Here is a 24,849-nt window from a genome sequence, read left to right on the forward strand (position 1 = left end):
GGACGTGGCGGCTCCCGCCGCGCTCCGCCCCGGCGAAAGGGCCCCTACATGAAGCTCTCGGTCGTTGTCCCCTGTTACGACGAAGAGGAAGTCATCGGGCGCTTCGACGAGGAGATCCGCGAGGTGCTCGGCGCACTCGCCGTCGAGTACGAGCTGTGCTATGTCGACGACGGCAGCACCGACGGCACGCTGCACCGGATACGCACCCTCGCCCAGCAGCACCGCCCCACCACCCGCTACCTCTCCTTCAGCCGCAACTTCGGCAAGGAGTCCGCGATGCTCGCGGGCCTGAAGGAGGCCACCGGCGACGCCGTGATCCTCATGGACGCCGACCTCCAGCACCCGCCCCGGCTCATCGAGAAGATGCTCGACCTCTACCAGCTCGGCCACGACCAGGTCATCGCCAAGCGCAGCCGGGACGGCGACAAACCCCTGCGCAGCGTGTGCAGCCGGCTGTACTACCGCGCCGTCAACAAGTGGGTCGACGTGGAACTGGCCGACGGCGTCGGCGACTTCCGGCTGCTGTCGCGCACCGCCGTGGACGCGCTGGTCTCGCTGCCCGAGTACAACCGCTTCTCCAAGGGCCTGTTCTCCTGGATAGGCTTCGACACCGTCACCTTCGACTACCGCAACGCCCGGCGCGAGAACGGCGAGACCAAGTGGTGCTTCGGCTCCCTGGTCAACTACGGCATCGACGGGATGATCTCCTTCAACTGCCGCCCGCTGCGGGTGGCGATCTACGCGGGCCTGAGCCTGGCCGCGCTGGCCGCCGCGTACGCCCTGTGGATCGTCGGCGCCGCGGTCGCCGGCGGCATCACCGCCCCCGGCTATGTGACGCTGGTGGCGATCATCGTGGGCCTGGGCGGCCTGCAGATGGTAATGCTCGGCCTGATCGGCGAGTACATCGGCCGCATCTACTACGAGACCAAGCGCCGCCCGCACTTCCTGATCAAGGAGACCAACGGGACGACGCCCACGCACACCCCGACGGCCCGGGTCGCCGGGCGGACGCGCCGATGAGGCGTCGGAAGGACGGCCGGTTCCCCCTGCGGCGCCCGCGGCTGGGCCGGCTGTTGCGCTTCGCCGTCGTCGGCGGCGTCAACACCCTCACGTTCTACGGGTGCTACCTGGCGCTGCACCCCTGGCTGCCGTACTTCGCCGCCTACACGATCGCGTTCCTGCTCAGCATGGTGGGCTCGTTCTTCCTGAACACCTACTTCACCTACCGCACCCGGCCCAGCCGGAAGAAGTTCCTGCTCTTCCCGCTGACCCAGGTCACCAACTACGTGGTGCAGAGCGCGGGCCTGGTGGTGCTGGTGAACTGGTGCGGGCTCGGCACCCGTATCGCGCCGCTGGTCGCCGCGGTGATCGCGATCCCGTTCACCTATCTGGTGTCCACACGCATTCTGGTGCCGGGGCGGTCCGCTCGGGAGCGGACCGTGCCCGTACCGGACACACAGGAGACCTGTGGGACCGGGGAGACCTGCGGGACCGGGGAGACCGCTCCGGACGGCGAAGGGGACGGCCGTACGGGTGACGAGGCTCAGCCGGTGCGCTTCGCCGGGCCGGTCTGACCCCGCGGGACCGGCTGGGCCGTCCACTCCTGGAACGCGCCGTCCGCCCCCGCGTCCCGCTGCCGCACCACGTGCAGCCGCCCGTCGTTGCCGAGGACGGCCAGCACCGCGCGCCCGTCGGTGTCCTGCCCGACAGCCGCCGCGCCCGAGTGCGGCACCTTCCCCGTCAGCCAGCGGCCCGGCGCGTCCCGGTCCGGACCACTGAGCGCGTACCGCAGCAGGCCCGCGTGGTCCCGGCCCGCGAGCACGACGGTCCGCGCGGGCTTGCCGACGGCCGCCGCGGCCACCCGCCCGTACCCGCCGACCGGCTCGTACCGCGCCGCCGGCCGCCAGGACCCGGGCCGCGGCCGCCGCTCGGCCAGCAGCACCTGCGCCGTGGTGCTCTGCCGGTACGCGAGACGCACCTCCCCGTCGCCCAGCGGCACCAGGCTCAGCGGGCCTCCGGGCTCGGGCAGACCGGTGTCCCCGGTGGGCTCGGGTATCTGCCCCGGCTCCTTCGACACCCAGTGGTGCACGGCCCGGTCGCTGGGCGCCACGACGTGCACCAGCCCCTCGGAGTCGACGCACGCGTCCAGCCCGTCGACGAGGCGCGGCACCCGGCCGGGCCCGCCCGCGGGAGCCGTCGGCGCTTCCAGGTGCCGCCACAGCGACCAGTCCCCGCCCTGGGGGCCGCTCCGGTAGGCGATACCGCCGCGCCAGTCGCGGGCGAAGACGTGCACCGTGCCGTCCTGGCCCACGGCCGCCGCCGGGAAGCCCGTCTCCAGGGACATGACCGGGGCGGCGTCCGGGGTACCCAGCGACTCCCACGGGCCGAAGGTCGGTACGCCGTCCCGCGCGGTGCCGTTCTGCAGGGCGGTCAGCAGCTCGCGGCGGTGCGCGTGGTTGCGGGCGGGCAGCACCGTACGGGAGGCGAAGAGCCGGAGCGCGCCCCCGGGATGGCTCACGGCGTGGATCTGGCCCTGGAGGAGGCCGCCGCCGAGCCGGTGCGGGCCGCTGAAGGTGCCGTTGCCCGACGCGGTCTCGGCCCAGCACACGGCGGTGCCGTCCAGGACGGCGAAGGCGGCGAGCCGGCCGTCCTTCAGGGGCCGCAGCCAGCTGTTCGAACCGGGGGCGCGCAGCCGGGTGCTGCGTGTCCAGTTGCGTGACCAGCCGTCCAGCGCCGAGCCGCCGACCTTGCGGTCGCCGCAGCCCGCCCGGTCACCGCAGTCGCGGCCGTCGGCCCAGCCGTAGACGGACAGCAGCTCGGCCTTGCGCCGGGCGGTCGGCAGGTCGACGTTGTTGGGCAGCACGCCCGCCTCGTACCCGATGTAGTTCTCCACGACGGTGGGGCGATCGTGCCCACGGCCCCAGTAGTCCGCCAGCGCCGCCTGCATGAAGTACGCCGAGGCGATGTGGTCCTGATGGTCGTGGTACAGGAGCCCGCGCAGCTTGCGGTCGCCGGCGGACGGCGGCCGGTGCGGGGCGTGCACCGCGTTCGGGTCGAGGGTGCGCACCACGGTCGGCCGCACCCGCTCCAGCAGTGCGACCAGCGACGCGACGAGCTCCCCACGGGTGTACTCGAACGTGCGCTGTACGGGAGTGCCCTCCGACCGCAGCGTGGGCAGCACGTCGACGGCGCCGAGCCACAGGCCGCGCAGGCTCCGCGCACGCGGCTCGGAGACGGTCCGCGCCTCCACCAGCTCCAGGAAGACCAGCTGGTTGTGCGGCGCGGCGCGCAGCGTCTGGATCTCGGCCTGGAAACCGGGCAGCAGGGAGATGGCCTCCATGTCCCAGGGGCTGAGCGGGTCGCCGGTTGCCATCACCGCGTGCGCGGCCCGCAGCCCGTTGGTGCGGGCCCGCGCGAACGCCGGGCGGTCGCGCGGCGGCACCCGGTCCCCGCGCCCGTGCCCGGCGGTGTTGCGGCCGTCCGACTCACCGCCGGTCAGGCACACCGTCACCGAGCGGGCGCCGCTGCGCACCGACTGCTCCAGCGCCGGGTTCATGAAGTACAGGGAGTCGTCGGCGTGCGCGATGACGTGCAGGAACGCCTGCTCCGCACCGGACGCGGCGGCCTCCCGTTCCAGCGCCGGGTCGGCGATCTGCGACAGCGGCGCCCCCGGCCCGAACCAGGCCCAGCCCCCGGCGCCGACCGTGACAGCGGCCGCGCCGCCCCCGGCGACCTGGAGCAGACGCCGTCGGGACAGCCGGGACGGGTGCGTCGGCACAGGTCAGGCCCTCCGCGGCGCCCGGCAACGCCCCACTCGTAACCGTCCGGCTCACACCGGGATGAGCCACCTCGCGCACTGCACCTCTTCAGTATTCGGGCGCGGGGTGCGCGGCGCTCGCCTGATTAGCCCGAGGTCGGGGGCAGGGCTGGGCCGAGGTGGGGCCGGACTGAGGTGGGGCCGGGCTGAGGTGGGGCCGGGCTGAGGTGGGGCCGGGCCGGAGCGGGGCGGAGTGGGGCCGTGTCGGGGACGGGCAGGGGTGGCGCCGGGGCCGGGCCGGGCGGCTGTCCTACGCCTCCAGTGCCGATGCCACCGCGAGGGCCAGTTCGTCCAGGTAGCTCTTCGGGAGTTCGTCGCGTACGACCATCAGGCGCCAGTAGAGCGGTCCGGTCATCAGGTCCAGCGCCAGGCGCGCGTCGGCGTCCGGGCGCAGCTCGCCGCGTTCGACCGCGCGGGCCACCATCGCCGCCGCGACGCCCTGCTGGCTGTCGAGCAGGGCGGTGCGCAGCGCTTCGGCGATCTCCGGGCTGCGGGCTGCCTCGGCCAGCAGGTCCGGGATGATCTGCGATGCCATCGGGTGCCGCAGCGCGCGGGCGGCGACCTCCAGCAGCATCCGTACGTCGCCGCGCAGCGACCCGGTGTCCGGTGCGGGCAGGCCCTCGGCGGCCACCGCCGAGACCACGTCCAGCACGAGGTGGAGCTTGGAGCGCCACCGCCGGTAGACGGCGGTCTTGCCGACGCCCGCCCGCCGGGCGATGCCTTCGATGGACATCCGCGCGAACCCCACCGCCGCGAGTTCCGCGAAGACCGCGGCGCGGATCGCCTCGGTCTTCTCCTCGCGCAGTACGGCGGCCCCGGCCGGTGCCCGCCGCCCGCCCGGCACGCCCGGCGCCCTGGTCACTTCACTGCCGTCCTTTGCCATGCCTTGATCGTAGCGTCGCGACGGAACGGTTGCGTTTCGACGTCGCACGGTCGTACGCTCGGCACCGTTACGACGATACGGGAGCGTTCTGACGTCGAACGGGCGAGCCGGAGCGCCGCCGCGTCCGCCGCCCAGCCCGACGGCGGCACGCACGGCGCGGCACGGGGCCCGCACGGCACGGCACCGAACCGCACCCGTCCACACCCCACCCACCCCACGCCACGTGCCGCCGCCCCACGCCCACGCCCCGCCCCTCCCTCACCCGACCGGAGGCGACCGCCCTCATGTCCCAGACCCTCGCCCCACCGGCCCGCGCCGCCGATGCGTCGCCCGTGGTCCCGGCAGCCGCCCCGCCCGACCCGGACCTGCGGGCACTGGCGGAGCAGTACGGCCTGACCGTCAGCGGCGCCCGCCCGCCCCTGCGCGAGTACACCCGCCGCCTGTGGGCGCGCCGCCACTTCATCGCGTCCTTCGCCACCGCCCGGCTGACCGCCATGTACACCACGGCGCGCCTGGGCCAGCTCTGGCAGGTGATGACCCCGCTGCTCAACGCGGGCGTCTACTACTTGATCTTCGGCGTGCTGTTGCACACCAGCCGCGGCATCCCGAACTTCATCCCATTTCTGTGCACGGGCATCTTCGTCTTCACGTTCACCCAGTCCACGGTCCTGGCCGGCACCCGCGCCGTCTCCGGCAGCATCGGCCTGGTCCGCGCCCTGCACTTCCCGCGCGCCGCGCTGCCGGTGGCGCACACCCTCATCCAGCTCCAGCAGCTCATCTGTTCCATGGGGGTGCTGGCGGCCATCGTGCTGATCTGCGGCGTGCCGGTGACGTGGCACTGGCTGCTGATGGTCCCCGCGCTGCTGCTCCAGTCGGTCTTCAACACCGGTCTCGCCCTGGTCATGGCCCGTATCGGCGCGAAGACCACGGACACCGCGCAGCTGATGCCGTTCGTGCTGCGCACCTGGATGTACGTCTCCGGCGTCTTCTACAACCTCTCCGCGTTCACCGGCACCGCGCCGCACGCCGTCTCGGTGGCCCTGAACTGCAATCCCGCCCTGATCTACATCGACCTGATGCGGTACGCCCTGATCGACACGGTGCGCGCACAGGACCTGCCGCCGCACGTGTGGCCGCTGGCCCTGGGCTGGGCCCTGCTGGCCGGTGTCGCCGGATACGTCTTCTTCTGGAAGGCCGAGGAGGAATACGGCCGTGGCTGAGACCACCATCGAACGCACCCCCGTGGCACCGGACGGCACCCCCGCTCCCGGCGACCGCGCCCCCACCGTCATCTGCGACAACGTCCACATCGTCTACAAGGTGTACGGCGGCAGCGCGGGCAAGGGCAGCGCGACCGCCGCCCTCCAGCGGCTGGTGCGCCGCGGGCCCGCGGCCGGGGTACGGGAGGTGCACGCCGTCAAAGGCGTCACCTTCGTCGCCCGTAAGGGTGAGGCGATCGGTCTGATCGGCTCCAACGGCTCGGGGAAGTCCACGCTGCTGCGGGCCGTCGCCGGTCTGCTCCCGCCCGCCGCCGGCCGCGTCTACACCCATGGCCAGCCGTCCCTTCTGGGGGTGAACGCGGCCCTGATGAACGACCTGACCGGCGAGCGCAACGTCGTACTGGGCGGCCTCGCCATGGGCATGTCCCGCGAGGAGATCCGCGACCGCTACCCGGGCATCGTGGACTTCTCCGGCATCAACGACAAGGGCAACTTCATCTCGCTGCCGATGCGGACGTACTCCTCCGGCATGGCGGCCCGGCTGCGCTTCTCCATCGCCGCGGCGAAGAGCCACGACGTACTGATGATCGACGAGGCACTGGCCACCGGCGACCGCGCCTTCCAGAAGCGCTCCGAGGCCCGCATCCGCGAACTCCGCGAGGAGGCGGGCACGGTCTTCCTCGTCAGCCACAACAACAAGGCCATCCGCGACACCTGCGACCGCGTCCTGTGGCTGGAGAAGGGCGAACTGGTCATGGACGGCCCCACGGAGGAGGTCGTCACGGCGTACGAGAAGGGCGCCCGCCCCTGACCTCGCGTCAGCGGCGGCCGCCCCGCCCCGGCGGGCGCCGCCGTGACGACCGCGGCGCGGCCCGGCAGTGCCGGACCGCGCCGCTTCACGACGTGGTGAGCGTCAGCTGTGCGTACGCAGCAGCGTCCGCATCGTCCGCATGGCGACCGACAGGTTCGCCAGGTCGAAGCCCTCCGACCCGTGGATCTCCTCCAGCGTGGTGCGCGCGCGGCCGAGGATCGCCGCGTTCTTCTCCTCCCACGCCTTGAACCGCTCCTCCGGCGTCGCGGAGTCGCTGCCCACCGACAGGACGTCGCTGGTCAGCGCGGCGTGCGCGGCGAACAGGTCCTCGCGGATGGAGGCGCGGGCCATCGACTGCCACCGGTCGTTGCGCGGCAGTTCCAGGATGCGGTCCAGGAGCTGGTTGATCCGCAGCCGGTCGCCCAGGTCGTAGTAGACCTCGGCGACGTCCAGCGGCTCCTTGCCGGTGCGGTCCGCGATGGCCACGATGTCCAGCGCGGGGAAGACCGAGGAGAACCCGGCCACCCGGGTGGCCAGCTGCGCCGGCACCCCGGCCCCGGTCAGCTCGTCCAGGATGCGCTGGTGCCACTCCAGGTCGCTGCCGCACAGCAGCTTGGGCAGTTCGGCCCAGACCCCGGCGACCCGCTCCGTGAAGAAGCCGATGGTCTCGGAGAGTTCCAGCGGCTGCGGGCGGTTGTTGAGGAGCCAGCGGGTGCCGCGCTCCACCAGGCGCCGGGTGTGCAGCCGGATGCGGGTCTGCACGTCGGCGGCGACGGTGTTGTCCAGGGCCTCGACGTCGTCCCAGACCGTCCCGAGCCCGAAGATCGCGCGGGCCGCGGTGTGCGCCCGTACGACCTCTTCGAGCGAGGCGCCGGTCTCCTCCCGCATACGGTGCAGGAAGCTCGTACCGCCGGAGTTGACGGTGTCGTTGACCAGGACCGTCGTGACGATCTCGCGGCGCAGCGCGTGCGCGTCGACCTGGTCGGCGAACTTCTCCCGCAGCGCGCTGGGGAAGTACGCGTGCAGCAGGCGCTGGAAGTACGGGTCGTCCGGCAGCCCGGTCTGGATCAGCGCGTCGGCGACCGTGATCTTCGTGTAGGCGAGGAGCACGGCGGTCTCGGGCTGGGTCAGGCCGCGGCCGGCGTTCAGCCGTTCCTTGATCTGGCGGTCGCTGGGCATGAACTCCAGCGCCCGGTCCAGGTGCCCGTCGCGCTCCAGACGGCGGATGAAGCGCTGCTGGGCGGGGAGCATGCTCGCGGACTGGGCCTGGGCCAGCGCGAGCGCGGTGTTCTGCGCGTAGTTGTTGCGCAGCACCAGCGCGCCGACCTCGTCGGTCATCTCGGCCAGCAGCTTGTTGCGCTGCTTGACCGTCATGTCACCGTCGCCGACGACGGAGTTGAGCAGGATCTTGATATTCACCTCGTGGTCGGAGGTGTCCACACCGGCGCTGTTGTCGATCGCATCGGTATTGATCTTGCCGCCGTTCTGGGCGAACTCGATCCGGCCGAGCTGGGTCAGGCCCAGGTTGCCGCCCTCGCCGACGACCTTGACCCGCAGGTCCTCGCCGTTGACGCGGATCGCGTCGTTGGACTTGTCGCCCACGTCCGCGTTCGACTCGGCCGCCGCCTTCACGTACGTACCGATGCCCCCGTTCCACAGCAGGTCCACCGGCGCCCCGAGGATCGCCCGCATCAGGTCGGCCGGCGTCATCTTCTTGACGCCCGCCTCGATGCCGAGGGCGGCCCGCACCTGCGCGTTGATCGGGATGGACTTGGCGGTACGGGGGTGGACGCCGCCGCCCTGCGACAGCAGCTTGGTGTCGTAGTCCGCCCATGAGGAGCGCGGCAGCTCGAACAGGCGGCGGCGCTCGGCGTACGAGGTGGCCGCGTCCGGGGCCGGGTCGAGGAAGATGTGCCGGTGGTCGAAGGCGGCGACCAGCCGGATGTGCTCGCTGAGCAGCATGCCGTTGCCGAACACGTCACCGGACATGTCACCGACACCCACGACGGTGAAGTCCTCGGTCTGGGTGTTGACGCCCAGCTCGCGGAAGTGCCGCTCGACCGACTCCCAGGCGCCGCGGGCCGTGATGCCCATGCCCTTGTGGTCGTACCCGGCGCTGCCGCCGGACGCGAACGCGTCACCGAGCCAGAAGCCGTACGACTCCGCGACCTCGTTGGCGATGTCGGAGAACGTCGCGGTGCCCTTGTCGGCCGCGACGACGAGGTAGGTGTCGTCCTCGTCGTGCCGTACGACGTCCGCGGGGTGCACGACCTCGCCGCCGACCAGATTGTCGGTGATGTCCAGCAGGCCGGAGATGAACGTCTTGTAGCAGGCGATGCCCTCCGCCAGCCACGCGTCCCGGTCCACCGACGGGTCCGGCAGCCGCTTGCCGACGAAGCCGCCCTTGGCACCGACCGGCACGATCACGGTGTTCTTGACCATCTGCGCCTTGACCAGGCCGAGCACCTCCGTACGGAAGTCCTCCCGCCGGTCCGACCAGCGCAGACCACCGCGCGCGACCTTGCCGAAGCGCAGGTGCACACCCTCGACGCGCGGCGAGTACACCCAGATCTCGTACGCCGGGCGCGGCGCCGGCAGGTCCGGGATGGCCTGCGGGTCCAGCTTCATCGACAGGTAGGAGTGCGGCTGCCCGTCGCCGTTCTTCTGGTAGTGGTTGGTGCGCAGCGTCGCCTTGATGACGGTGAGGAACGACCGCAGGATGCGGTCCTCGTCCAGGCTCGCGACCTGGTCCAGCGCCCCGTCCAGCTCCTCCAGCAGCCCGTCGGTCAGCTCGGTGCCGGCCCGCTGCCGCTCCGGGGACATCCGCGCCTCGAAGAGGCTGACCAGCAGCCGGGTGGTGTGGACGTTGTTGGAGAGGGTGTCCTCCATGTACGTCTGGCTGAACGTCGAACCGGCCTGCCGCAGGTACTTGGCGTACGCGCGCAGCACCATCGCCTGGCGCCAGTTCAGCCCGGCCCGCAGGACCAGCTTGTTGAAGTTGTCGCTCTCCGCGCGACCGGTCCACACCGCCGTGAAGGCCTCCTGGAACCGCTCGCGCGCGTCGTCGCCGTTCATCCGCTCGGGGATGCGCAGCCCGAAGTCGTAGATCCAGGCGGTGGCGCCGTCGGTGCAGCGCAGCTCGTGCGGGCGCTCGTCGACGACCTCGACACCGAGGCGGTTCAGCACCGGCAGGACCTTGGACAGGGAGACCGGCTCACCCGTGCGGTAGATCTTGAAGCGGCGCTCGTCGGGGCCCGCGCCGACCGGCTCGTACAGGCTGACCTCGAAGTCGTTGCCGCCCGCCGACGTCAGCTTCTCCAGGTGCTGGAGGTCGGCGACCGCACTGCGCGGCGGGTTGTCGGCCTTGTAGCCCTCGGGGAAGGCGTGGTTGTAGCGGCGCAGCAGCTCGGCGGCGCGCTCCTCGCCGACCTCGGCGGTCAGCGCCTCGGCGAAACCGTCGGCCCAGGAGCGGGCGGCCTCGACCAGGCGCGCCTCGATGCGCTCGGCGTCGGCGTCGGTGAGGTCCGGCAGCGTCGCACCGGGCTCGACGCGCACGACGAAGTGCAGCCGGGAGAGGATCGACTCGGTGTTCCAGGCGGTGAAGTCGACGCTGGTGCCGCCCAGTTCCTCCTTGAGGATGTCGATCAGCCGCAGCCGTACGCCGGTGGTGTAGCGGTCCCGCGGCAGGTAGACCAGCGCCGAGAAGTAGCGCCCGTACTCGTCCTGGCGCAGGTACAGCCGCAGCCGGCGGCGCTCCTGGAGGTACAGGACGCTGGTGACGATCGACTGCAGCTGGTCGACGCGCGTCTGGAACAGCTCGTCGCGCGGGTAGGTCTCCAGGATCTGCAGCAGGTCGCGGCCGTCGTGGCTGTTCGCGGTGAAGCCGGCCGCGTCCAGCACCTCGGCGACCTTGCGGCGGATGACCGGCACCCGGCGTACGGACTCGGTGTACGCGGCCGACGAGAACAGGCCGAGGAACCGGCGCTCGCCGATGACGTTGCCGTCCGCGTCGAACTTCTTGACGCCCACGTAGTCGAGGTACGAGGGGCGGTGCACGGTGGAGCGGCTGTTGGCCTTGGTCAGGATCAGCAGCCGGTGCTCGCGGGCCTTGGCGCGCGCGTCCTTGGGGAGCCGGTTGAACGACGGGGAGACGGGGTGGCCGTCGTCGCCGCTGTGCGCGGGATCGGAGCGCAGGATGCCCAGACCGGTGCCGGGCACCGCGCTCAGCACGTCCTCATCGGCGCCGGACTCGCCGGGGACCGCGGTCAGCTCGTACTCGCGGTAACCGAGGAAGGTGAAGTGGTCCGCGGCCAGCCAGCGCAGCAGCTCGCGGGCCTCGTCGACCTCCTGGTCACGCAGGTCGTCGGCGGTCGGCTCGGCGGGCAGCTCGTCGGCGATGCGCAGCGCGGAGTCGCGCATCTTCTCCCAGTCCTCGACGGCCTCGCGCACGTCGGACAGCACCCGCAGCAGGTCGTTGGTGATCTGCTTGAGGTCGGCGCGGTCGGTCTCCCGGTCGATCTCGACGTGGATCCAGGACTCGATCAGCGCGTCGTGCGGCAGGTCCCGGCCCTTGCCGTTGCCCGCCTTGTCCGTGCCGGTGCGGCCGTGCAGGTCGCACGTGTTGTCGAGGACCTCGATCAGCTTGCCGGTCACGTCCCGGCGGACGATCACCTGCGGGTGGATCACCACGTGGATGCCGCGGCCCTGACGCGACAGCTCGTTGGTGACCGAGTCCACGAGGAAGGGCATGTCGTCGGTGACGACCTCGACGACGGAGTGGCTGCAGGTCCAGCCGTTCTCCTCGACCGTCGGGGTGTGCACCCGGACGTTGGCGGTGCCCTGCGGCCGGTTCTCGGCCAGCCGGTAGTGGGAGAGCGCGGCGCCGAAGACGTCCACCGGGTCGCGGCCGGTCAGGTCCTCCGGCGCGGTGTGCAGGTAGTAGCGCTGGAGGTATCCCAGGAGGGTGTCCGGGTCGAGACCCTGCACCGGTGCCTGTCCCCCGGCCGGGCTGCTTTCAGCGACCCGGGCGGCCCGCGCGAGCAGCTCGGTCTTGGCTTCGTCCAGCTTGGTCTGCATGTCCTCTGGCTCCTGTCGCGCGCCGTTGCGTGACGTCGTGGATGAACTCCGTGGAAGCCGCACGACGCCGGCACGACCGGTGAGGGTTCCCCCGCCGCAACGCGGGGAAGAGTCCGGTCGGAGACGACGCAGTGCCGCGATGAGCGATGGCCGGACCGCTGGGCACCGGCCCGGTCGGGGCCGGTGTCCGGTCCTTCTCGCAACGATCAGCGGCCGCCCGGTCACTGTGCTGTCCCGGGCGCACGGCGAGGGCCTCGATGCCCCCGCGGGTTATCGCGCTGATCACGATGCAAGGCTATCGCTCCCGGCAGGGGTGCCGTCATGGTCCAGCTGTGTACAAAACCACTAGCCGAAATTTGACGGTCCGGACAGCGACGGGACGGCGTGCCGCCGCCCCTGGAATCCCGCGGTATCCCGCGGGGGCTTGGCAAGGACGGCGATCCGGAGGACGTTGCGCGGGACAGGCGAGGAACGGCCCACGGCGCGCGGATGTGACGAACAGCACGTCCGCGCGGGGTACGCGACCCGAGCGGAGGTGGACGGCATGGCCGCCAAGATCCTGATCGTGACCGGCGACGCGGCGGAGTCCCTGGAGGTCCTCTACCCCTACCAGCGGCTGCGCGAGGAGGGCTACAACGTGCACGTCGCCGCCCCCGCCCGCAAGACCCTGCGCCTGGTCGTGCACGACTTCGAACCGGGCTTCGACACCTACACCGAGAAACCCGGCTACACCTGGCCCGCCGACCTGGCCTTCTCCGAGGTCGACCCGGGGCAGTACGCCGCGCTCGTGGTGCCCGGCGGGCGCGCGCCCGAATACCTGCGCAACGACCCCGAGCTGCGCAAGCTCGTGAAGTCCTTCTTCGACGCGGACAAGCCCGTCGCCCAGATCTGCCACGGGCCGCTGCTGACCGCCGCGATCGGCGGCCTCAACGGGCGCCGGGTCACCGCCTACCCCGCCCTCGAAATGGACATGCAGGCCGCCGGCGCCACCTTCCGGGACGCCGAGGCCGTCGTGGACGGCACCCTGGTCTCCTCCCGCGCCTGGCCGGACCTCTCCGGATGGATGCGCGAATTCATCGCGGTGCTCCGGACCAAGGCGCCGGTGACGTGAGCCTTCGGCGGGCCGTGGCCGGGGTGACCGGGGCGTGAGCCTTCGCCGGACGGTGTCCGGCCGGGTCCGGCCCGCTCCGGGCTCCCGCACCGGCTACGCGGCGATCTCCTCCGCGAGCTCCACGGCCTCCGCCAGCGTGTCCACCACCGGCACCCCCGCGGCCGCCAGGCTGGCCCGGCTGTGCGATCCGCCTGTGTAGAGCACCGCGTGGGCGCCCGCGTGCCGTGCGGCCACCGCGTCGTCCACCGCGTCACCGATCACGACCGTACGGCCCGGGTCCATCCGTCCCGCCCCGCCGTTCCCGGACGGTCCGGCGGACAGGGCCGCGAGGTGGCGCACCATGTGCTCGCTCTTGCTCCCGCCGGAAGGACCCGTGCGGCCGTCCACGCGCACGAAGCGCGCCTCGATGCCGAAGCCCCGCACCAGCGGCATCAGCTCGTCGTGCCCGTACAGGCTCAGGATCGACTGGCTGCGGCCCGCCTGCTGCCAGCTCTCCAGCAACCGCTCCGCGCCCTCCGTGAGCCCGCACGCGGGCCGGTGGACGGCGTAGTGCCGCTGGAACGCCCCGTCCATGGCCAGCCACTCCTCGTCCGTCGGCAGCCGCCCCATCAGCCGCTCGTAGAACCGCGGGACCGGGACGCAGTACAGCTCCCGGTAGCGTTCGAGGGTTATCGGGGGCAGTCCGAGCTCGGCGAAGGCGGCGTTGGTCGCGCCCATCACCGCTTCGGTGTCGTGAAAGAGCGTTCCGTTCCAGTCCCAGACGATGTGCGTCGCGTGCGTCCCCATGCCCAAGACCGTACCCATGACCACTGACAGCCCAGTCGCGGGTGGCGGAACCACGGGGCCCGCGGAACCCGCGAGCCGTCAGGCGATCAGCATTCAGCAGTCAGCGATCAGATTCGGAATCTCCTGCACGCCGAACCACATCAGCTCGTGGTCCTCCGCGCCGTCGACCGTGAACCGCGCGTCCTCGTCGCCGAGGTCCGCGGCACCCAGCGCGTCGGCGGCCGCCGCGACGTCCTCGGCCGCGTCGCCGGAGTCGACGTGCACCGCCGCCGCCTTGGTCATCGGCACCGGCCCGGCGATCCGGACCTCGCCCAGCGCCGCCTGGTCCAGGCCCCGGTCGGGATCGGCCACGGCCGCGCCGTCCGGTACGTCCACGGCCACCACGACCCGGCGCCGCGGGGCCCGCGGATCGGCCGCGAGCCGGCGCAGCGAGCCCTGCGCGGCCCGGTTGAGCGCCGCGTACTCCAGTTCCTCGATGTCGTCGGAGACGTACCACTCGCGCAGCGCGGGCGTGACGGCGTAGGCGTCCAGCGGGCCGGGGCCCAACTCCCCGGCCTCGTGCGCCGCCGCGAGTCCGGGCAGGGTCAGGGGGACATACACGCGCATGGCTGCCGCTTCCGCTCACATCACTGGGTCTGGAAAATCTGTCCGCCAGCATACGGGCGCGGGGTACGGCGTGAGGTACGGGCAGGCGTCCCCCTTCGTGCTCCCGTTCCGCCGCCCCGGCACCGCCCCCTTCCGGGCGCGCACCCCCGGGAACCCGTCCAGCCGCCCGCTCTCGCCCGGATGGGTGAATTTCCGGCCGCCCGCGCGGCCCGGCCGCAGGCCCTTGCTGCCCTCGTTCGCCCGCCGGTAGAAGAGCCCCACCGAAGCTACTGACCGGTATCCACCGGACCGGCCGAACGGGGGCCCACCATGCTCACCACCACCCAGACCGACGCCCTCCCACCCGCCCGCACCCCCTCCCCCAGGACCCCACCCACCGCGGGCCCGGGCCGCTCCCGCACCGGCCCGCCGGGACGCCGCGACACCCGGCGCCCGGCCGGGCCCCGCACGGCTGCGGCCCCGGCCGGCCGGGGCCGCGCCTCCCGGCCCCTGCCCCACACCTGGTTCGCCGAACAGCTGCTGCTCACCCTCAGCGGCCGGCGCCCCGTGCACGCCCTCCTGGGGCACGCGCTGCCCGCCGCGTACGACCGCCTCGTGGAACTGGCCCCACAGGCGCCCCTGCGGCCCACGGGCCCCGGAGCGGGCCGCTACGCCCCCGCCCCGTCGGTACGCCACTGCGGCCTCTGCCGGCCGCGCCCGGACGTCATCGAGGCGTTCGCCCGCATCGCCTCCGGCGAACGGCTGCGCGCCCTCGCCTTCCGGCTGGAGCTGGGCAGCGACGCCCGGTGGCGCTGCGCGGCCCTCGACATCGGGCCGACCACCCGAGTGTGGTGACCGGGGCGGCCGGACGGGTACGGAGACGGCCGCCGCGCGGGCCCGGCGAGCGGAGGGGACCGGGACCCCGTACGAGGAAACCGGCCGGGGCCCGGCCGCCCCTGTACGAAAAAAACCGGGGCGCCGCAGCTTCCCGCTGCGGCGCCCCGGCCTCACCCGCCCGTCCGGGCGCGGTGTGCCGTCACTTCTTGCGGCGGCGCCCGCCGCTCTTCTGGGCCTTGCGGCGCTCCGCGCGCGTCAGGCCGTCCGACTCCGAACGGGCCGGGGCCGCGTCATCGCTGGTGAAGTCGCCCTCGACGACACCGCCCTCGCCGTCCACGGTCGGCGCGGAGAAGTGCAGCCGGTCCGGGCGCTGCGGCGCCTCCAGGCCCTTCGCGTGGATCTCCGGCCGCCCGGCGCCGGCCCCGGCGGGCACGGCGTCCTGGACGTCCTTGTCCAGCGAGGTCTTCTCCTCGGCGTCCGCCACCGGGACCTCCTCGACCTGCTGCTCGACCTGGACCTCCAGGTTGAACAGATAGCCGACGGACTCCTCCTTGATGCCCTCCATCATCGCGGTGAACATGTCGAAGCCCTCGCGCTGGTACTCGACCAGCGGGTCCTTCTGGGCCATCGCCCGCAGGCCGATGCCCTCCTGGAGGTAGTCCATCTCGTAGAGGTGCTCGCGCCACTTGCGGTCCAGGACGGACAGCACCACGCGGCGCTCCAGCTCCCGCATGATGTCGGAGCCGAGCTGCTCCTCACGGGCCGCGTACTGCTGGTGGATGTCCTCCTTGACGGCCTCCGCGATGAAGTCGGAGGTGATGCCGGCGCGGTCGCCGGCCTCCTCCTCCAGCTCCTCGACCGTCACCTTGACCGGGTAGAGCTGCTTGAACGCGCCCCACAGGCGGTCCAGGTCCCACTCCTCGGCGAAGCCCTCGACCGTCTCCGCCTGGATGTAGGCGTCGATGGTGTCGTCCATGAAGTGCTTGATCTGCTCCTGGAGGTCCTCGCCCTCCAGGACGCGGCGCCGCTCGCCGTAGATGACCTCGCGCTGGCGGTTGAGGACCTCGTCGTACTTCAGGACGTTCTTACGGGTCTCGAAGTTCTGCTGCTCGACCTGCGACTGCGCGGACGCGATGGCGCGCGTCACCATCTTGTTCTCGATCGGCACGTCGTCGGGGACGTTGGCCATCGCCATGACCCGCTCGACCATCTGGGCCTTGAACAGGCGCATCAGGTCGTCACCGAGGGAGAGGTAGAAGCGGGACTCGCCGGGGTCGCCCTGCCGGCCGGAGCGGCCGCGCAGCTGGTTGTCGATACGGCGCGACTCGTGCCGCTCGGTGCCCAGCACGTACAGCCCGCCGAGGCTCTTGACCTCTTCGAACTCCGCCTCGACCGCGGCCTCGGCCTTCTCCAGGGCGGCGGGCAGCGCGGCCGCCCACTCCTCGGCGTGTTCGACCGGGTCCAGGCCCTGGTTGCGCAGCTCGGCCTCGGCGAGGTCGTCCGGGTTGCCGCCCAGCTTGATGTCCGTACCGCGGCCCGCCATGTTCGTGGCGACCGTGACGGAGCCCTTGCGGCCGGCCTGGGCGACGATCGACGCCTCCCGGTCGTGCTGCTTGGCGTTGAGGACCTCGTGCGGCACACCGCGCTTGTTCAGCTGCTGGGAGAGGTACTCGGACTTCTCCACGGAGGTGGTGCCGACCAGGATCGGCTGGCCCTTCTCGTGCTTCTCGACGATGTCCTCGACGACCGCGGCGAACTTGGCGACCTCGGTGCGGTAGATCAGGTCGGCCTGGTCCTTGCGGACCATCGGGCGGTTCGTCGGGATGGGGACGACGCCCAGCTTGTAGATCTGGTGGAACTCGGCGGCCTCGGTCATGGCCGTACCGGTCATGCCGGAGAGCTTGTCGTAGAGGCGGAAGAAGTTCTGGAGGGTGATCGTGGCGAGCGTCTGGTTCTCGTCCTTGATCTCCACCCCCTCCTTCGCCTCGATGGCCTGGTGCATGCCCTCGTTGTAGCGGCGGCCGGCGAGGATACGGCCGGTGTGCTCGTCGACGATCATGACCTCGCCGTCGATGACGACGTAGTCCTTGTCGAGCTTGAACAGCTCCTTGGCCTTGATCGCGTTGTTCAGGTACCCGACCAGCGGCGTGTTGACCGACTCGTACAGATTGTCGATACCGAGCCAGTCCTCGACCTTGCTGACGCCGGACTCGTGGATGCCGACCGTGCGCTTCTTCTCGTCGACGTCGTAGTCGCCGGTCTCCTCGATACCGCGCTGCGGGTTGGCCGGCTCGCCCCTCTTCAGGCGCTTGACCAACTTCGCGAAGTCGCCGTACCACTTGGTGGCCGAGTCCGCCGGACCCGAGATGATCAGCGGCGTACGGGCCTCGTCGACCAGGATCGAGTCGACCTCGTCGACGATGGCGAAGTTGTGGCCGCGCTGGACCAGCTCGTCCTTCGACCAGGCCATGTTGTCGCGCAGGTAGTCGAAGCCGAATTCGTTGTTCGTGCCGTACGTGATGTCGCAGTTGTACTGTTCGCGACGTTCGGCGGGCGTCATGTTGGCGAGAATGCAACCCACCGAGAGGCCCAGGAACTTGTGGACCCGGCCCATCATCTCGGAGTCGCGCTCGGCCAGGTAGTCGTTGACCGTGATCAGGTGGACGCCCTTGCCGGACAGCGCGTTCAGATACGCCGGGAGCGTACCGACCAGGGTCTTGCCCTCACCGGTCTTCATCTCGGCGACGTACCCCAGGTGAAGGGCCGCGCCGCCCATCAGCTGAACGTCGTAGTGGCGCTGGCCGAGCACCCGCTTGGCGGCCTCACGGACGGTGGCGAACGCCTCGGGCAGCAGGTCGTCGAGCGTTTCGCCGTCCGCGAACCGCTCCTTGTACTCATCGGTCAGCGCCCGCAGCTCGGCGTCGGAGAGGGCCGCGAAGTCCTCCTCGATGGAGTTGACCTGGCCCGCGATGCGGTGCAGTTTGCGCAGGATCTTTCCTTCGCCTGCACGCATGAGCTTGTTGAAGACGGACACTTGGGCTGGTCTCCTTGCCGGTCGGGCCTGGCGCTGGGGGTACCCCCCGCCGCAGGCAGGGGGAGGGTGCGCGGGCGCGGCATTTTTCCAAGGGGCAGGCCCCGCCGCAACGGCCATCGTAAAGGAGGACCCCATCCGGCCGGGAGGTCCACCGCCGCGAAGCGCACCGCTCCCCGGTGCACACCTTTCCCTACGTGAACGCACGAGGCCACGAGAAGGTGCCGGAAGGGGACCGAGAAGTAGGCGGGGGGGGTGAGGTGCGGAAGGGGCGTGAGGGCACCCGAGCGGCCGGAGGCCGAAGAAGCCGGGACCCGGTCTCCCACCAGGGAAAACCGCTCGCCCCGCCCCCTCCGCCTCCCCACACTCCCCTTATGGAACCCGTCACGCTGACCACCGAGCGCCTCCTCCTGCGCCCCTTCGTCCCCGCCGACGCCCCGGCGGTGCACGCCGCCTGTCAGGATCCGGCCATACCGCGCTGGACCTCCGTACCGGCCCCGTTCGGCATGGCACAGGCGCACGATCACATCGCCCTCAGTCAGGAGGAGTGGCGCACGGACACCCAGTACCGCTTCGCGGTGACCACCAAGGCGGACGGCACGCTGACCGGGTCCGTGAACCTGTTCGGTATGTCGCTGCACGCCAAGGAGCGGCAGGCAGAGATCGGCTACTGGACGGCAGAGGATCAGCGCGGCAAGGGCTGGACCGCCGAGGCCGTGCGCGAGGTCGCCCGCTGGGCCCTGACGGACCTCGGGGCCGAACGGCTGGAGTGGCTCGCGGAGGTCGGCAACGACGCGTCGCGCGCGGTGGCGCTCAGGGCCGGCTTCCGGATGGAGGGCACACTGCGTGCCAAGATCGCGCACCAGGGCGTCCGGCGGGACGCCTGGATCGGCTCGCTGCTCCCCGCCGACCTGGGACTGCCCTCCGAGACGCCTCATCTTCCGCCCCCGGCCTGCCGAGAACACTCCATCTCTCGCACCCGCCCGACGGGACGCCTCACCTCTCCCGCCCGGCCCGATGATGACGTTTCATCTGCCGCTCCCGGCCTGACGAGTTCAGGCCGAACGGTCCGCCGGACGCACCGTCACGGGCATTGTCAGTGGTCGCTCCTACGCTGTGCCTCATGACAGCTGCGAAGCCCGCGAGGCCCGTGAAGCCGAAGCCCGTGACCACCCTGTCCGCCGACGACGCCCGCCGCATCGCGCTGCGGGCGCAGGGCTTCCTCGGCGCGCCGGACCGCCGCGCGGGGGTACGGGGCGTCCTGCGGCGGCTGGGCGCGGTGCAGCTCGACACGATCTCCGTCCTGGCCCGCTCCCACGAGCTGATCCCGTACGCCCGGCTCGGTGCCGTCGGCCGCCCCGCCGTCGAATCCGCCTACTGGTCGGGCGGGCACAGCTTCGAGTACTGGTCGCACGCCGCCTGCATCCTGCCCGTGGAGGAGTGGCCGCACTTCGCCTTCCGGCGCCGGGCCATGCGCGCGAAGGGCCACCGCTGGCATCGGATGGAGGACCGCGAGGCCTCCTGCGCCTCCGTACTCGACCGGCTGAAGGCCGACGGCCCGCTGACCACCTCCGACCTGGGCGGCGGCCGCAAGGGCGGCGAGTGGTGGGACTGGTCCGAGACGAAGATCGCGGTGGAGTGGCTGCTGGACACCGGCGAGGTGGTGTGCACGGAGCGCCGCGGCTGGAAGCGGGTGTACGACCTCGCCGAGCGCGCCATCCCCGACGACCTGCTGCACGACGATCTGGACGACGCGGAGTGCATGCGCCGCCTGGTCGCCCAGGCCGGCGCCGCGATGGGCGTGGCCACCCGAGCCGACCTCGCCGACTACCACCGCCTCAAGAACGACCAGGTGGACGCCGTCGTCGAGGCGTCGGGCCTGGTCCCGGTCGAGGTCGAGGGCTGGGGCAAGCCCGCCTGGGCGGACCCCGCCGCCCTGGCCGAAGCGCCGCGCGGCCGGCACCGTACGACTCTGCTGTCGCCCTTCGACTCCCTCATCTGGGACCGCCCGCGCACGGCCCGCATCTTCGACTTCACCCACCGCCTGGAGGCGTACGTCCCGCGCGCCAAGCGGATACACGGCTATTTCGCGATGCCCCTGCTGGCCGGCGGCCGGCTCGCCGGACGGGTGGACCCGGCCCGCGAGGGCGGCACCCTCATCGCCCGCCAGGTCTCGCTGCGCGACGCCAAGGCCGTACGGCCGATGGCCCAGGCACTGGCGGAGGCCGCCCGGTGGGTCGGCTGCGACTCCGTACGCATCGAACGCTGCGACGACGCGGCACTGAGGGCGAAGCTGGTGGCGGAGGTGGTGGCGGAAGGGGCGTGAGGGGGGCTGAGCTGTTGTAGAGGGATTTCCGGGGGGGGGCGGGCGTCCGGCCCGGCTACGGTGCGAGGCGGGCGTCCGGCCCGGCTACGGGGTGGTCCGGTCACGGGGCAGTCCGGCCACCGGGCTGCCCGCCCGGCCGCTCACGGGGTCGCCACCGGACCGCCAACCGTGGCCTCCACCGGGCTCTCCGTCCGGCCCGCTACGGGGCCGCCTACCGACCGTTCCCGGTCCGCTCACGGCCCGTTCCCGGTCCGCTCAGCGGATTTCCAGGATCTTCTCCCGCATCGCGTACACGACCGCCTCCATCCGGGAGTGCAGCTGCAGCTTCTCCAGGATGTTGCGGACGTGGTTCTTGACGGTGTTCTCGGAGATGAACAGTTCCTTGGCGATGTCGCGGTTGTTCATGCCGGTCGCGACCAGCTTGAGAACCTCCAGCTCACGGTCGGTGAGCCGGGGCGCCGGCACCAGGCGGCGCTCGTCCGTCCGCTGGATCATCGACTTGAACTCGGTCAGCAGCTTGGACGCCATGGACGGGCTGATCTGGGACTGGCCGTCCGCCACCGCGCGGATCGCAGTCGCCACCTCGTCCGTGGAGATCTCCTTGAGGAGGTAGCCGGTGGCCCCGGCCTTGATCGCGTCGTAGAGGTCGGCCTCCTCGTCGCTGATCGTCAGCATGATGATCTTCGCGCTGGGGGCCACCTCCTTGATGGAGGTGCACGCCTCGATGCCGCCGCGCCTGGGCATCCGTACGTCCATCAGCACGATGTCGGGCAGCAGGTCGGCGGCCTTGTCCACCGCCTCGGCGCCGTCTCCGGCCTCGCCGACGACCTCGATGTCCTCTTCATGGGCGAGCACGATCTCCAAGCCCCGGCGGAAGAGCGCGTGGTCGTCGACGACCAGGACCCTGATCGGCTCCTTGCGCGACACGCCCGCGTCCGTACCGGCACCGTCACCGACGCCGACCTGGTCGTCGTCCGCTCCGCCGTGCACGGGCCCGAAGCTGTCCCCCATCGTTCCTCCCCGTCAACTACTCGGCCGGTGAAGGCCAGAGTTTGGATATAAGGCTGGTTGACTACAGCCCGTTGCGGCCAGCCCGAACAACGCCATACAACCGTCTCCCCGGCATGTCGCCATTTCGCGCTCACAAGCTCCCTGGCTGGCACAAACACTATACGGCCTCAACTCCTGCCCCCCGCAGGCGCAATGGTGCCCCCGGGCGTACGCCGGGGGCACCACTTCAGCGGCCGTCAGCCGCCGAGCGCCCCACCGGCGCCACCGGGCTCCTCTCCCCCGAACGAGTCAGGGTTCAGATGGATGACGCCGTAGTCGTAGGCGTGCCGCCGGTAGACGACACTCGGCTGCTTGGTCTCGGCGTCGACGAAGAGGTAGAAGTCGTGTCCGACCAACTCCATCTCGTAAAGCGCCTGGTTGAGGGTCATCGGCGCCGCGGAGTGGGTCTTCTCCCGGACGACCAGGGGACCTTCGCCCTGGACCTCCAGCGAACCCATCTTCGTCGTCGGCACCTGCTCCTGCGGCTCCCCGTCCACGGCGAGCCGACCGGTCTCGTCGAGCTTCGCCGCGTCCGGGACGCTCACCGCGACGTCACTCGCCGGGATGCGTCCGGTGCCGCGCCGTGAGTGGCGCTTGTCGTGCTGCTTGCGCAGCCGCGCTTCCAGCTTGGCCGTGGCCAGGTCGAGCGCGGCGTAGGGGTCGGCGGCGGCCGCCTCGGCCCGTACCACCGGGCCTCGGGAGCGGAGGGTGATCTCCACCCGGTCGGAACGGTCGGCCTGCCGGGGGTTGGGCTCCTTGGACACCTCGACGTCCAGGCTGATCACCTTGCCGTCGAGCTTCTGGACCTTGTCCAGCTTCAGCTTCTCGGCCACGTGCTTGCGGAACCGCTCGGGCACCTCGGTCTTGCGGCCCTTGACGACGATGTCCACGCAGAACTCCGTTCCCGGATCACCCCGCTACAACGCGCGGAGCGATTCCTTCTTGCACCAGGCTCCGGTGAGTGCCGAAGCCTCGGACTTGGCGACTTTCACCTCCTCCTCCCCCGTCGGCAGGGTCCCCACTCCCGTCATTTCAGGGTCCCCGCAAAGACCCATAAGCGCACCTATCCCGGCATCCGCGGCAAAGCGTCAGCCAAGTCCTCACAACCGAACATAGCTCTCCCGGACGGGTGACGGCACCCCCTGGCTGGCACTAGCTCCGTTTGGGTGCTTTTTCGCCCTTGTTACCTGCAACGATGAATTTTCGCGGTCAGTTCCAGTTGATTTCGAAAGCACTCCGCGGCGCCGCCACCACACCCGCTCCCACCACCCTTCCCCCGGCCGCCCGCACCGCCCGAGCCGCCTCCGCCAGCGAAGCCCCGGTGGTCATCAGATCGTCCACCAGCACCACCGGGGCCGCCGCCAGCAGCCGCACGGCTCCGGGGACGACGGTCAGGGCTCCGGAGACGTTGGCCAGGCGTTGGCGGGCACTGAGGCCCGCCTGATCAGCAACCGTACGCCGCTGCCGCAGCGCGCTGAGGACCCGAACGGGCACCCCTCCCCGCCGAAGGTCCCGAGCCGCCGCCAACGCGATCCGCCGCACCGGATCATGCCCCCGCCCCGCCACCGCCCGCCGGGCCGAGGGAACGGGGATGAGGAGGAGGGGGACGGTGAGGGTGGCGAAACGTGTGGGGGCTGGGGCCGTGGGGACGGGGAAGGTCGCGACGGTCTCGGGGCGGGACCGGCCGGACGGGCCTGAAAGGGCCTGGGGCGCCGGGGAGCCGCCGGTGTCACCGGTGCCGCTGGTGCCGTCCCTGCCGCTCTCCAACGGTCGGCGGGAACGGTGATCCCCGTCGGCCCCTGATCCCGCCCCTGCAGAGGCGGACGAGCCGCCGGACCGACCCCCGAGAGGCTCCGCCCCAGGCCGTACGGATCCGGGACGACCGGGAGCACCGCCAGGACCCACAGGCGGCTGACGAACATCCCCAAGATCCAATGAGCCACCGGACCGCGACACCTCACCGGACGAGCCCCCAGACCCGGCCCCGGGGCCCACGGAGCCGGCGGAACGAGCCACATCGCCGCCCCGGCACGAGCAGCCGATCCCACCGGTGCCCACCGATCCGGCAGCACGCTGAACAGGCCTGAGGGACGCACCCCCAGGCTCCGGCCCCGGGCTCACCCCGTCACGACACGGCTCATCAGAGCACTGCCCCGAGAACCCCACCGCAGGATTCACCCCAGCCGAACACGGCTCACCAGGAGCCGAAGCCAGACAGCCCTCCTCAGAGCCGCCCCCAACCGGGCGCCGCTCCCCGCGTGGCACTCGCAAAGGGCTCGCCGCGAGCCCCGACCCAGCAGAACTCGGTACCCCATCGGGTGAACCGGAACAGCCCGCCGCATCCCCTTCCCAGGCAAATCGCAGCGCACCACCGGGCCCCCAGCCCGGCACCTCCACAGCCCGAGGCTCCGGTCCAGGCAGGCACGTACCACCGCCCCTCGAACCCAGCGCATCCACAGCACAAAGCACACCCCCGAACAGGCGCGCACCACCACCCCCCGAACCCAGCGCCTCCGCAGCGCAAGCCTCCCCGCCAAGCGGACGCGCACCCTCGATGCCCAATCCCGGCGCTTCCGCCGCACGGGCTTCCCCACTAGGCGGACGCGCACCACCCGCCCCCGAGCCAAGCCCCTCCGCCGCGCGAGGCTCACCGCCGAGCAGGCGCGCGCCGCCATTCCGTGGGCCCAACGCCTCCGCAGCGGGCGGCTCACCACCAGGCGGACGTACCCCACCAGCATCCAAGCCCAACACCCCACCAGGCCGAGACTCACCCCCGTAAGAACACAGCGGACCACCCCGCGCCCACAGCCCACGCACGGCCCCCGCGAGCGCCTGCCCCAACGGCCCTGCCAACCGCAGCGCGCCCCGCTCCTTGTGCGCGAGCAGCACTGCCCGCACCTCATCGGCGTACGGAGCAGCGGCCCAGGTGGGCGGAAGGCCGGGCGGGACAGGGCGCGGACGCACCCTCCGGGGGCCTCGGGGGCCTCCCCCGCCCCCGCCCCCGCTCCCCCTCGTCCCCCGGATCAGCGCCTTGTGGCACTCCTCGCACAGTTCCGTACGAGGACGGCCGCATCCGGCGCAGTCCACCGGTAGTACCAGACCGGTGATTTCCCGCCATACGCCCCGCATGGATCTACTGTCCCGCGGGGCGGGGGCGGGCACCACCCCCTGTGGATAACCCGGGTGACGGGTTGAATCCACCGTCGCGTCTCCCCGGCCTCGCCAAGCCCAGCCATGCCCAACGCAGCACGGTCACGCCGACAGCGCCGCACCCCGCCCCAAGCCGTCAACCGCGACCCAGACCGCAGCACCAGCA

17 protein-coding genes and 1 pseudogene are annotated in these 24,849 nt (G+C 71.7%); 8 read left to right on the forward strand and 10 right to left on the reverse strand.

The genetic code is table 11. The features are described 5' to 3' along the window. Positions 1-48 precede the first annotated feature (48 nt). Both ACZ4Z1_RS14955 and ACZ4Z1_RS14960 read left to right on the forward strand, forming a co-directional pair. Entirely contained in the window at positions 49-1,020 is a 972-nt protein-coding gene (locus tag ACZ4Z1_RS14955; protein WP_468486986.1) for a glycosyltransferase family 2 protein, read from the forward strand. Continuing rightward, positions 1,017-1,574: a GtrA family protein gene (locus ACZ4Z1_RS14960; protein WP_468486987.1), complete on the forward strand. Its 558-nt coding sequence runs from the start codon at positions 1,017-1,019 to the stop codon at positions 1,572-1,574. Before ACZ4Z1_RS14955 ends, ACZ4Z1_RS14960 begins: the two co-directional genes overlap by 4 nt. On the opposite strand, the gene ACZ4Z1_RS14965 is transcribed toward ACZ4Z1_RS14960, so the two are convergent. Continuing rightward, complete coding sequence (locus ACZ4Z1_RS14965; protein WP_468486988.1) at positions 1,544-3,778, reverse strand: PIG-L family deacetylase; 2,235 nt, start codon at positions 3,776-3,778, stop codon at positions 1,544-1,546. The genes ACZ4Z1_RS14960 and ACZ4Z1_RS14965 overlap by 31 nt on opposite strands. Before the next feature lie 289 nt (positions 3,779-4,067). Further along, entirely contained in the window at positions 4,068-4,700 is a 633-nt protein-coding gene (locus tag ACZ4Z1_RS14970) for a TetR/AcrR family transcriptional regulator (protein WP_468486989.1), read from the reverse strand. Between the two features lie 284 nt (positions 4,701-4,984). On the opposite strand from ACZ4Z1_RS14970, the gene ACZ4Z1_RS14975 reads away from it, so the two are divergent. Further along, positions 4,985-5,920 (forward strand): ABC transporter permease, encoded by a 936-nt coding sequence (locus tag ACZ4Z1_RS14975; protein ID WP_468486990.1) that lies wholly within the window; start codon positions 4,985-4,987, stop codon positions 5,918-5,920. Continuing rightward, entirely contained in the window at positions 5,913-6,731 is an 819-nt protein-coding gene (locus tag ACZ4Z1_RS14980) for an ABC transporter ATP-binding protein (protein ID WP_468486991.1), read from the forward strand. Before ACZ4Z1_RS14975 ends, ACZ4Z1_RS14980 begins: the two co-directional genes overlap by 8 nt. A 102-nt stretch (positions 6,732-6,833) precedes the next feature. Here ACZ4Z1_RS14980 and ACZ4Z1_RS14985 read toward each other — a convergent pair whose 3' ends face one another. Next, positions 6,834-11,807 carry an NAD-glutamate dehydrogenase gene (locus ACZ4Z1_RS14985; protein WP_468486992.1) on the reverse strand — a complete coding sequence of 1,658 codons (4,974 nt, stop codon included), beginning with the start codon at positions 11,805-11,807 and terminating at the stop codon, positions 6,834-6,836. Positions 11,808-12,351: 544 nt separating this feature from the next. On the opposite strand from ACZ4Z1_RS14985, the gene ACZ4Z1_RS14990 reads away from it, so the two are divergent. After that, positions 12,352-12,918 (forward strand): DJ-1/PfpI family protein, encoded by a 567-nt coding sequence (locus ACZ4Z1_RS14990; RefSeq protein ID WP_468486993.1) that lies wholly within the window; start codon positions 12,352-12,354, stop codon positions 12,916-12,918. Between the two features lie 93 nt (positions 12,919-13,011). Here the strand turns inward: ACZ4Z1_RS14990 and ACZ4Z1_RS14995 are convergent, their stop codons facing one another. Together ACZ4Z1_RS14995 and ACZ4Z1_RS15000 are read right to left on the reverse strand one after the other, a co-directional pair. Beyond that, positions 13,012-13,704 carry an HAD family hydrolase gene (locus ACZ4Z1_RS14995; RefSeq protein WP_468486994.1) on the reverse strand — a complete coding sequence of 231 codons (693 nt, stop codon included), beginning with the start codon at positions 13,702-13,704 and terminating at the stop codon, positions 13,012-13,014. 93 nt (positions 13,705-13,797) lie between these two features. Next, complete coding sequence (locus tag ACZ4Z1_RS15000) at positions 13,798-14,310, reverse strand: DUF6912 family protein (RefSeq protein ID WP_468486995.1); 513 nt, start codon at positions 14,308-14,310, stop codon at positions 13,798-13,800. A gap of 309 nt (positions 14,311-14,619) precedes the next feature. On the opposite strand from ACZ4Z1_RS15000, the gene ACZ4Z1_RS15005 reads away from it, so the two are divergent. After that, on the forward strand, positions 14,620-15,144 hold the full coding sequence (locus ACZ4Z1_RS15005; protein WP_468486996.1) for an Rv3235 family protein: 525 nt from the start codon (positions 14,620-14,622) through the stop codon (positions 15,142-15,144). Positions 15,145-15,325: 181 nt separating this feature from the next. Here ACZ4Z1_RS15005 and secA read toward each other — a convergent pair whose 3' ends face one another. Continuing rightward, positions 15,326-18,160: a preprotein translocase subunit SecA gene (gene secA / locus ACZ4Z1_RS15010; RefSeq protein WP_468486997.1), complete on the reverse strand. Its 2,835-nt coding sequence runs from the start codon at positions 18,158-18,160 to the stop codon at positions 15,326-15,328. Positions 18,161-18,531: 371 nt separating this feature from the next. On the opposite strand from secA, the gene ACZ4Z1_RS15015 reads away from it, so the two are divergent. Together ACZ4Z1_RS15015 and ACZ4Z1_RS15020 are read left to right on the forward strand one after the other, a co-directional pair. Next, positions 18,532-19,284 carry a GNAT family N-acetyltransferase gene (locus ACZ4Z1_RS15015; RefSeq protein WP_468486998.1) on the forward strand — a complete coding sequence of 251 codons (753 nt, stop codon included), beginning with the start codon at positions 18,532-18,534 and terminating at the stop codon, positions 19,282-19,284. After that, complete coding sequence (locus ACZ4Z1_RS15020; protein WP_468486999.1) at positions 19,281-20,483, forward strand: winged helix-turn-helix domain-containing protein; 1,203 nt, start codon at positions 19,281-19,283, stop codon at positions 20,481-20,483. Before ACZ4Z1_RS15015 ends, ACZ4Z1_RS15020 begins: the two co-directional genes overlap by 4 nt. Positions 20,484-20,738: 255 nt before the next feature. On the opposite strand, the gene ACZ4Z1_RS15025 is transcribed toward ACZ4Z1_RS15020, so the two are convergent. The 4 genes and pseudogenes from ACZ4Z1_RS15025 to ACZ4Z1_RS15040 form a co-directional block, all read right to left on the reverse strand. Beyond that, the gene (locus ACZ4Z1_RS15025) at positions 20,739-21,494 is read right to left on the reverse strand and encodes a response regulator (RefSeq protein WP_468487000.1); all 756 of its coding nucleotides are present in this window, start codon (positions 21,492-21,494) and stop codon (positions 20,739-20,741) included. Positions 21,495-21,730: 236 nt separating this feature from the next. After that, positions 21,731-22,423 carry a ribosome hibernation-promoting factor, HPF/YfiA family gene (hpf, locus tag ACZ4Z1_RS15030; RefSeq protein WP_468487001.1) on the reverse strand — a complete coding sequence of 231 codons (693 nt, stop codon included), beginning with the start codon at positions 22,421-22,423 and terminating at the stop codon, positions 21,731-21,733. Between the two features lie 319 nt (positions 22,424-22,742). Further along, positions 22,743-23,027: a ComF family protein gene (locus ACZ4Z1_RS15035; RefSeq protein WP_468487027.1), complete on the reverse strand. Its 285-nt coding sequence runs from the start codon at positions 23,025-23,027 to the stop codon at positions 22,743-22,745. A gap of 1,293 nt (positions 23,028-24,320) precedes the next feature. After that, positions 24,321-24,662, reverse strand: a pseudogene (locus ACZ4Z1_RS15040) (hypothetical protein); the annotation flags it as partial. Between the last annotated feature and the right edge of the window lie 187 nt (positions 24,663-24,849).

This window comes from Streptomyces sp. NPDC030165 (assembly GCF_055573595.1).